Genomic DNA, 8,090 nt, shown 5'->3' on the forward strand with positions numbered 1-8,090 from the left:
CATGGGTCTTCCTCCTTCGTCCATTCAAAGGTGGAAAATTCCAGTTCGCAATGGCCCGGATACCGGGGGGAAGGTCATCACGAGCAAAGCGCAGATTGGGTCGACTACCCGCGAATTCTCGCGGCGATGGAACATCGTGATGCGCAAGTGGCTCTTGTTTCGATCATCTATGAGATAGCCGCGAAGACCAGTGCCTACGGGTTTGTCGTCATGTCTCGTTACAGGTGAAGCCCGTTCAAAGCGCGCGACACCCAGCTCTCGATCGTCGAATTCAACCCAAACAACGTCAGCGGGGAGCTTCACCTCACCCAGAATGGCCATTGCGGGAAGATCGGTTTCCGAAGCCTGCTTGGCGACTGCATCATGAAGCGTATCGGCATAGGCTGCAGCCATATGGTCGAGCAGGTACACTTTCGCTTGCTGCAGGGCATCGAGCGCATACTCGCGAAAGAGCCTCAGATCCTCGGACGGCGCAAAGTGCCAAACCAGGTCGTCAGCAGGAGCCGATTTGCCCGCAAGCGATGAACCGTATAAGGAAATCAATGATTTGTAGAGCATGCGACGTGACCTGAACCAAGTACAACGCAGTGTCCGACGAACCCTGACGATGTTCAAGCTGCATTCATTGCACTGCAATTGACCGCTGATGTCTGGGCAAAGCCAGATTGGCTGACGCTTGAGCTTGTTTTCTTAATGCAAAGGCATCCCGACCATCGTCGGTTCATTCTGCCGGTCGGCCGGAACGGTGGATAGGCGAAAGGCCCGGATCGGAGCCTTGCTCCGAACCCGAGCCGTCTTCGACCCCGTGGGCTTTACGCCCACGGGTCGATCTCACCCACCACCTGAACTTCGTCGCCGTCGATTTCATCGGCGGGGACGGCACCATAGGATCCATCACCTGCCTGGAAGACGACGATCGAGACCATGAGCGTGGCGGCGAGGGAAGCGGCGAAGGCGTGAGCATCTTTGCGGGACATCTGTTTGGCTCCTGTCTTGGAGGCGGAGGACCATCCCCCGCGCGACAGAACCCCGCAGGCCCGAAGACTGGCTGACATCACCGGGTGCGTTCGGCTCGTCCGAATCCACCCGGCGGCACGGGCATGCCCGTAGTCCGACCCCTCGCGGGTTGATCTCGAAGACGGGATTCGGGGCAAGGAAGGGAATGGCGAGCGGGGGATGGTGTGACCGCTGACTGGAGCCAGGTGTCCCGCTGATGCTATCGCCGCCAGGCTCCCGGGCAGGCTTTTCGTTAAAGACCTTCTTCCGTGTTGGATTGGATCCTATGGTGCCCCGCGATCTCGCAGGACAGGGTCGTGATGGGTGAGAGGCCCGCGCTTTGGCAGGCCCCTTGGGTTCTACATAGGCTCAGGCGGCAAGCTCCGCGCCCCCTGCCCTACCAGCGCCTTCTTCGCCGACAGCCTCCAGCCGCGCATTCCGATAGCCTTCTCTGGCGATCCAGAGCTCGGCAGCCGCGACATTCTCGGCCATGTGGAGCAGCTCCGTGCAACCGCCGAAATCCAGCAGGACACGCACCTGCCCGGGCTGTGGTTCCTCAGCGACCTCGAAGGTCAAGGCGCTATCCGCCGAATGCGTCCGCATGATCGTCACGAGTATGACCCCGTCCGAGGAGAAGTTCCCCTCGCGCAGCGTGAACGACGCCGGCGCCGTCCAGGTCGGATAGGGTCGCGGCGGCTCCTTCTTGACGAGACGGCCAACGCCGTTCGAGCGCTTCCAGGCCGCGAGCTTCTTCGTGAACCGCGCAGGCGGTTTCGGACTGTTGTCGGTGTAGCGAATGAGCGCGCCCAGGGGCGCGGTGTCGAGAATGGTGGTTGCAGACATGTTTCCTCATCCTGAATGCGCTATTTCGCATTCATCTTATTGATATTGTTGTGTTTTATGTGATTAAGGGCGAGTTTCCCCGCCCTCGTTTGGCGCAGATCACTCCGCGGCCATCATCGACGCTTCATCATCCGGCAGGTCAGCGGTGAGGAAGGCGGGCAGATCGACATCTTCGGCCTGCTCGGTGCCGGAAACGGGCTCAGACGCCCCCTGCCCTTCTGCACCTTCGAGTGCTGCCAGATCGTGACGCCGAAGAACCTCCGGCAACCAGCCACTGCCTTTCAACAGACGCTCGGCCTCGGTCGCCATCTCCCCCTTCTTCAGGTGATCGAGGAGTTGCGCGGTCCCCTCCCCTTTCGCCTCGCGCACGGCCTCGAGGATCCGGGCCTTGGGCACGCGGTTCAGGTAGGTATCGGCCGTCGGCTCCCAGCCCGCCTCGACCATGTCGAGACCTGTCGCCTGTGCGATCAAGTCGGACTGGGTCATCCGCTTGGTCAAACCGCTAGCGGAGATTCCGGCACCATAGAGGTTCGCCTTCTCATGGAGCGCGTTGATCCCGAAGCTGAGGCAATGCGCGAGCAGGGACAGCCGGCTGGCCTGATCGAGGGAAGCCAGGTAGTCCCAGAGAGCGGCATCGTCGCCGAGCGGCAGGTCGGCTTCCCACTCCGCGTGGCGATCGTCAACCAACTTGGCCACCACGCTATCCTTCAGATCGCCCGCCTGCGCGGACATGTAGACGTGACGGACTGAGGCCTCGAGGCAGCTGCCGGTCGAACTGGACGTCCGGAAGGTGTCGTTGACGAGCTTCAGGAGCAGCAGCGTCAGGGCGACGTCAGGAGAACGCCCGACAGCTTCCCGCAACGCCAGGGTGCGGTGCACCGTCAGCTCCATGACCAGCCGCTCGGGCAAGGGCCTCAACGCACCATCGTCGTCGTCTTCGGGCACATTGGCGCCAACCGACTGACCAGCAGAAGTGATCACCGTGCCGTAGCCGACACCATTCACATTGCTTCCCGTTGAAAGCTCAGCGCCCTGCCCGTCTGCCGCCGGTTCACCGCTGTGGACATCGGCGTCTTCCCGAGGCTCATCCTCGGGCCGCACAAAGCCCCGATAGACAGCAAGTTCGCCATAGCGATCAAGCGTGACGAAAGCCCCTGCCCGCGCGATCTCCTCACCGTCGAAGATCAGCGGCCGAGCCTTGAGCTTCTCCATCGCGACTTCCAGCTCCCCAAGGCGCGCGTCGATCTCTTCGGGGAGTTCATCCTGGTCCTCGTATTCCTCCTCGAGCGCCCGGTAATCGGCAAGCAGCTTGGCATGGGCTGCGCCTTCGTCATCCGTCATCGGCGCTGGGTCTCCGGACAACCGCCGTAAGCCGTGGCTGTAGCCATAGGGCAGGTCGAGCGAGAGCTCGATCCATTTCCAGCCCTCGGTCGCGATGGCTTCGGCTTCAGCCTGAAGCTTCTCGCTGACCAGATGATCGAGCAGGGCAGGGTCTTCCAGCCAGCCGCCGTCATCGCCCTGGAAGAGGTCATGCAACATGGTACCGCCAGCGGCCTCATAGGCCTCGACGCCGACAAAGGCGGCACGGCGGTCGGAGGCGCGCACTGAGGTTTCGGTCAGCATGCGTCTGATCTGATAGGGCTCCTTGTTCCACGATGACCGGATCGCCTCCCAGACCTGAACCTGGCGCTCATGATCCGGATTTACGGTGAAGGCCATCAGCTGTTCCAGCGTCATCTCGTCCTTGGCGTAGAGCTCGAGAAGGGCAGGGGCCACGGCCGCGAGTTTCAGGCGCTGTTTGACCACCTGCGGCGTGACGAAGAAAGCGGCCGCGATCTCTTCATCGCCCTGACCTTTGTCCCGCAGCGCCACGAAGGCACGGAACTGATCGAGCGGGTGCAGGGCAGCACGCTGCATGTTCTCCGCGAGCGAGTCGTCTTCGGCGAGGATCGTCGAATTGGCATCCCGCACGATGCAGGGGATGGGCGTCGTTTTCGCTAGGCGTTTCTGCTTCACCAGCAGAGATAGGGCCTGGAAGCGCCGACCGCCCGCGGGGATTTCGAACTTGCCGGTCTCGGACCCATCATCCGCCAGAACGGGCCGGACGCTCAGGCTTTGCAGCAACCCGCGGCGGGCGATGTCTTCGGCCAGTTCCTCGACCGAGATGCCGGCCTTGATGCGCCGGACGTTGGCCTGGCTCAGCACGAGCTTGTCGAAGGGAATGTCCCGGGACGGGGACAGGGTGATTTTCTGGGCAGATTTCGCCATCAGATATTCTCCACGACGGGCGCCGGAAGCCACTCTTCCGATCTCACTTCCCGTCACCCCTCAAACCAACAAACCTTTCCCTCTCTTATTCTGACGCCCCCGAGACAGGACCTTAACAGCTGTTAAGTCGTCAGTCCCGAGGGGGCGGAACAGTACGCAGTCTCTCAACCTTAACAGCTGTTAAGCTGCAGATCGTCGCCCAATCAATGCCATGACCATCGGCCCACAGGAAAACTCACCGGCCGCAGCTTTGGCAGTCAGAGCTCGCAAGTATCCACCAGGCGATCTGATGTCCTCAAAGCGTTCCAGCATGGCAGCAACGACGATCGACGCTTGCTCCGGACCCATGAACCGCTGAGCTTCTTCCCATGCAGACGCACTGATCCCCATAGCTGGCCGCACATGGCATGCCGCGTCGAAAAGCTGATGCCAATGCCGGATTTCGCCTTGGTAGAAGGTCTTGAGCGAGGGGCATGCCGCGATCACTAGGTGCAGCGGGATCTTTGGCAGGAGTCTTGTGTCCTGTTCATCGACGTCAGCAACAAGCTCATCCGTGTTCACATTTGGCACGCCGGCCACCACCCCGCTTTTTTCTAAAACAGGTTCAAAATCTGTAGATTCTTTATTTGAACTATGATGGTGACGCTCAGATCGGGCATCATTGGTGTTCATTTCTTCTGTTTCAGGGCCATCGATGATGTTGCGTGCCTGGTCGAGGAGCGCTTCAAGATCGGCTCGATAGGCCGCGAGGTCCTCAATTGAAAGCTTGCGGCGAAGCGCGCGCGCCGTGAGGGCGGCCGTGTCGCGAAGCTGATCCCAGAGGCCAAGGCCAGGCTGCATCTCGTCTCCGAACTCCGCGAGAGCCGCGAGATCACGCCGCATGAGGCTTACGATCTCTCTCAGGCGCCTGACGCGCTCCTCAGCCTCACGTACGGCCTCTGCAGCCCGTGCTATCTCCTCGGACTGGCAGTAGAGCGGGGAAAGATCGAAGCCAAAGGCGAAGCGCTCTTCGCCGTGCTTGCGGACGTAACGCTTCCCATTGGGGCTATCACGCCGCTGGAGCAAACCAGCCTCGACAAGACGCGCGAGGTGACGACGCATCGTGGAGCAGGGCATACCATTCAGGCGCTCACAGATCGCCTTGTTCGAGGGGAAGACTACCATCTCGGCGTTCCCGCCAAGTGCATCGTCTGGAAAGAAGCTGAGGAGCCCCTGCAAAACAGTCAAATCACGTTCTGATACGCCAAAGGCCGCTTGCGCCTTGGAGAGCTCGCGCAGGAGTTCCCACTTGTTGACGGGTCTGCCCGGAACAGATGCCTCGGGTCGCTCGATCACGCGTAGATGGGCGTGCGAGATCGGCCGCATAAACGGCGAAATCGGTGTGTACTCCATGAAAACGTTCACGAAGGCAAAATTTCTACGGCCCGCGAATCGCTTTGCGCTTGCGGGGTAGGGGCTAGAACGCTACATTCAGAAGTGCGAAAACTGAGATTTTGTAGCGGGCTGTTCCCGGTGCGAAACCTTACAAAGGTCTCGTGAAGCTAGCTTCTCGGGGCCTTTTTCTTTTTTGCCTGTATCGTGCCTCCTTCTTGTTGGTTGCTCTTCCTCAGTCTTCTGAACGCTTCCAGCGCTCATGAAGCTCGGTAATCAGCTTTGAGGCATTGCCCTCCAACCAGCTGACAAATTCAGGTTCATCCGTAGTCAGATCGAGCTTTAGCTGCTTGCCTTGGCGACCGGTCTTGACTGTCGCAGCTCCGACACCGGGGATCGCCAAAGCAGGCGCGCCCTTGCGAGGCGGACTTGCCTTCCTTTCCGCGCTCTTCGCAGCTTCCAGAACTGCGAGAAACGCACGATCAGAAACTTCATCGACCGAGCCGGAAATTTCGGACTTTGCTGCATGAGCTACGGCTTGCAGTTGGACTCGATCACCGTCGTAGGCACCCAAGGCCTTTTTGAGCTCTTCCCATCTCGGGCGACCAATCCCGGGAGCTGCACCAATTGCCTGGATGAGTTCCTCGCCGACCGTCCGAACGACACTCAAGAGTTGTGAAACCCCAGCTTCGTGGAGGTTAAGGACTTCGGCGACACCTCGATTGGTGCGCTCAGCCCCTTCCAGATGATCACCGTCCAGAAGCGCCGTCGCAACGAGCGCACGCTCAATAAAGCTCAGATCACGACGCTCTTGGTTCTCGATAAGCTGATCTCGAAGCGCTTGATCACCCTCAACCTCTGTGACGATGGCTCGAACTTTGATACCGAGTTCGCGACATGCTTCCAGGCGTCTACGGCCATAGATCAGGTTGTAGCGATCGCCTTCCAGTGGGCGGACCAAGACCGGCACACGCTGACCATTCTTGGAAATAGAGTTCTTCAGGCCCTCAACTTCAATCTGAAGCCTGTCATTCAACCGTCCTTCGGTAACAATCTGCGCCGGATCGATCTCAAATACACCGCCACGCAGTCGGCGCCCTTCAAGTGCGTCAGGAGCGTTGCGAAGAGTCTGCAGCGGCAGGCCAAGTTTAGGCTTTCTTGCCATTCCGACCCCACGTGTTCTGGATGATTTCAGCGATCTCATCGTTCACCGCGTTCATGGATTCGATCGCACGATCAAACGTCTGACGCGTGAAGTCCTTTTTGTCAGCTTCGTAGAGCGTTTGCTTGGTCAAGCCGGCATCAGAAATTGCGGTCGATTCAACCATGTGATTGGTCAGGACCGACCTCCCAAACAGCCCGCGAATGAAAGCAATGACTTCGGTTTGTGGCGCGTCGCCGACTTTGTATCGCGTTGGCAAAAAGCGCAGCCAATCGAAGCGCAGATTTGCGCCTGCATCCCTGATCACTCCCAGGAGATCCGCAGTCATTCGCAGGAATTGGGACATCGACATGAGGTCAAGCATCTGCGGGTGAACCGTTACGAGGACACCCGAGGACGCGGAAAGTGCTGACATCGTCAAGAAACCAAGCTGCGGCGGGCAGTCGATCACAACAACGTCGTAGTTTGCTTCAACACTATCGAGAGCATCATGAACTCTCGCAAAGAACGCCTTCGCTCCTCCTCGCTGGATCGCAGCAGGCGTCTCGTGCTCGAACTCCATGAGTTCAAGGTTGCCCGGGATGAGATCAAGGCCGCGGATGTAAGTCTTGCGGATCACTTCGCCGATCGGAACCGGATCGTCGTAGCGAACTGCATCATAGAGGGTTCCGCCCTCCATAAGGTCGAGTTCCGGCTGGATTCCATGAAGAGCTGAAAGGGATGCTTGAGGGTCGAGATCGATCGCAAGAACCCTGTACCCCTTAAGTGCCAAGCGTTGAGCGAGGTGAGCAGACGTAGTCGTTTTGCCTGACCCGCCCTTGAAGTTCACCACTGAAACGACTTGAAGCTCGTCACCGTCGCGACGTCCAGGCACGTAAGTTCCAGACTTCTTTGCATTTCCTTCAAGCGTCTGACGGATTTCCCAGATATCGTCGAGCGTATAGCGGCGATGACTTCCAGCCGTCGTCTCGACGTCAACGATCTTTCCTTCTCGATGAAGCTTACGAAGATAGGTATGATCGACACCAAGGAGTTCAGCAGCTTCGCCGCTGGTCAAAGTGCGCATCACCTTCTTTGCATCCGGCGGAAAGTGGGCAGCGCGCTGAGCATGCAGGTTCGACGCGAGAAGTTCCGCATAGTGCCCGATGGCGATGTCTAGATCCTGCTCTACTTCACTCATGTCTGCCCCAATCCGTGGGCGCGTTTTTTATGTGACCGCGCGTTATTTTTCGAGACTATTGCCCGACCAACCAGATTCGTGCAAGCACTTTCTAGATTTAGTGGCAATCCGTTAGGCCAACACAAGTGCCGCCTTCAGAGGAGCCCCAGCTTTTCAGCGCGCTCAAGCAACATTCTGACTGAGGAAGGCTGCCGGCATTGCCAACTTGTTTGCACGCGGCTGACGGCGGCTTGGCCTGCGTCTGTCATGCGGTCATTTCGAGAGCGTAAC

At 59.1% G+C, this 8,090-nt stretch carries 7 protein-coding genes; all 7 read right to left on the reverse strand.

What is annotated here, in order from left to right:
- Positions 1 to 24 precede the first annotated feature (24 nt).
- Complete coding sequence (locus FOY53_RS22230) at positions 25 to 558, reverse strand: hypothetical protein (protein ID WP_246107518.1); 534 nt, start codon at positions 556 to 558, stop codon at positions 25 to 27.
- A 254-nt stretch (positions 559 to 812) separates the two neighbouring features.
- Entirely contained in the window at positions 813 to 977 is a 165-nt protein-coding gene (locus FOY53_RS23335; protein WP_186766727.1) for a hypothetical protein, read from the reverse strand.
- Between the two features lie 388 nt (positions 978 to 1,365).
- Positions 1,366 to 1,839, reverse strand: coding sequence for a UCP036055 family protein (locus FOY53_RS22235; protein ID WP_146592487.1), 474 nt, complete (start codon positions 1,837 to 1,839; stop codon positions 1,366 to 1,368).
- A 99-nt stretch (positions 1,840 to 1,938) separates the two neighbouring features.
- Entirely contained in the window at positions 1,939 to 4,107 is a 2,169-nt protein-coding gene (locus FOY53_RS22240) for a ParB/RepB/Spo0J family partition protein (protein WP_146592488.1), read from the reverse strand.
- 180 nt (positions 4,108 to 4,287) lie between these two features.
- Positions 4,288 to 5,499 carry a plasmid replication protein RepC gene (gene repC / locus FOY53_RS22245; RefSeq protein ID WP_146592489.1) on the reverse strand — a complete coding sequence of 404 codons (1,212 nt, stop codon included), beginning with the start codon at positions 5,497 to 5,499 and terminating at the stop codon, positions 4,288 to 4,290.
- A 214-nt stretch (positions 5,500 to 5,713) separates the two neighbouring features.
- A complete protein-coding gene (repB, locus tag FOY53_RS22250) occupies positions 5,714 to 6,643 on the reverse strand; it encodes a plasmid partitioning protein RepB (RefSeq protein WP_146592490.1) in 930 nt (309 codons plus the stop codon).
- Positions 6,627 to 7,820, reverse strand: coding sequence for a plasmid partitioning protein RepA (gene repA / locus FOY53_RS22255; protein ID WP_038147418.1), 1,194 nt, complete (start codon positions 7,818 to 7,820; stop codon positions 6,627 to 6,629). Before repA ends, repB begins: the two co-directional genes overlap by 17 nt.
- Between the last annotated feature and the right edge of the window lie 270 nt (positions 7,821 to 8,090).

Source organism: Puniceibacterium confluentis (genome assembly GCF_007923445.1).
Taxonomy (GTDB): domain Bacteria; phylum Pseudomonadota; class Alphaproteobacteria; order Rhodobacterales; family Rhodobacteraceae; genus Puniceibacterium; species Puniceibacterium confluentis.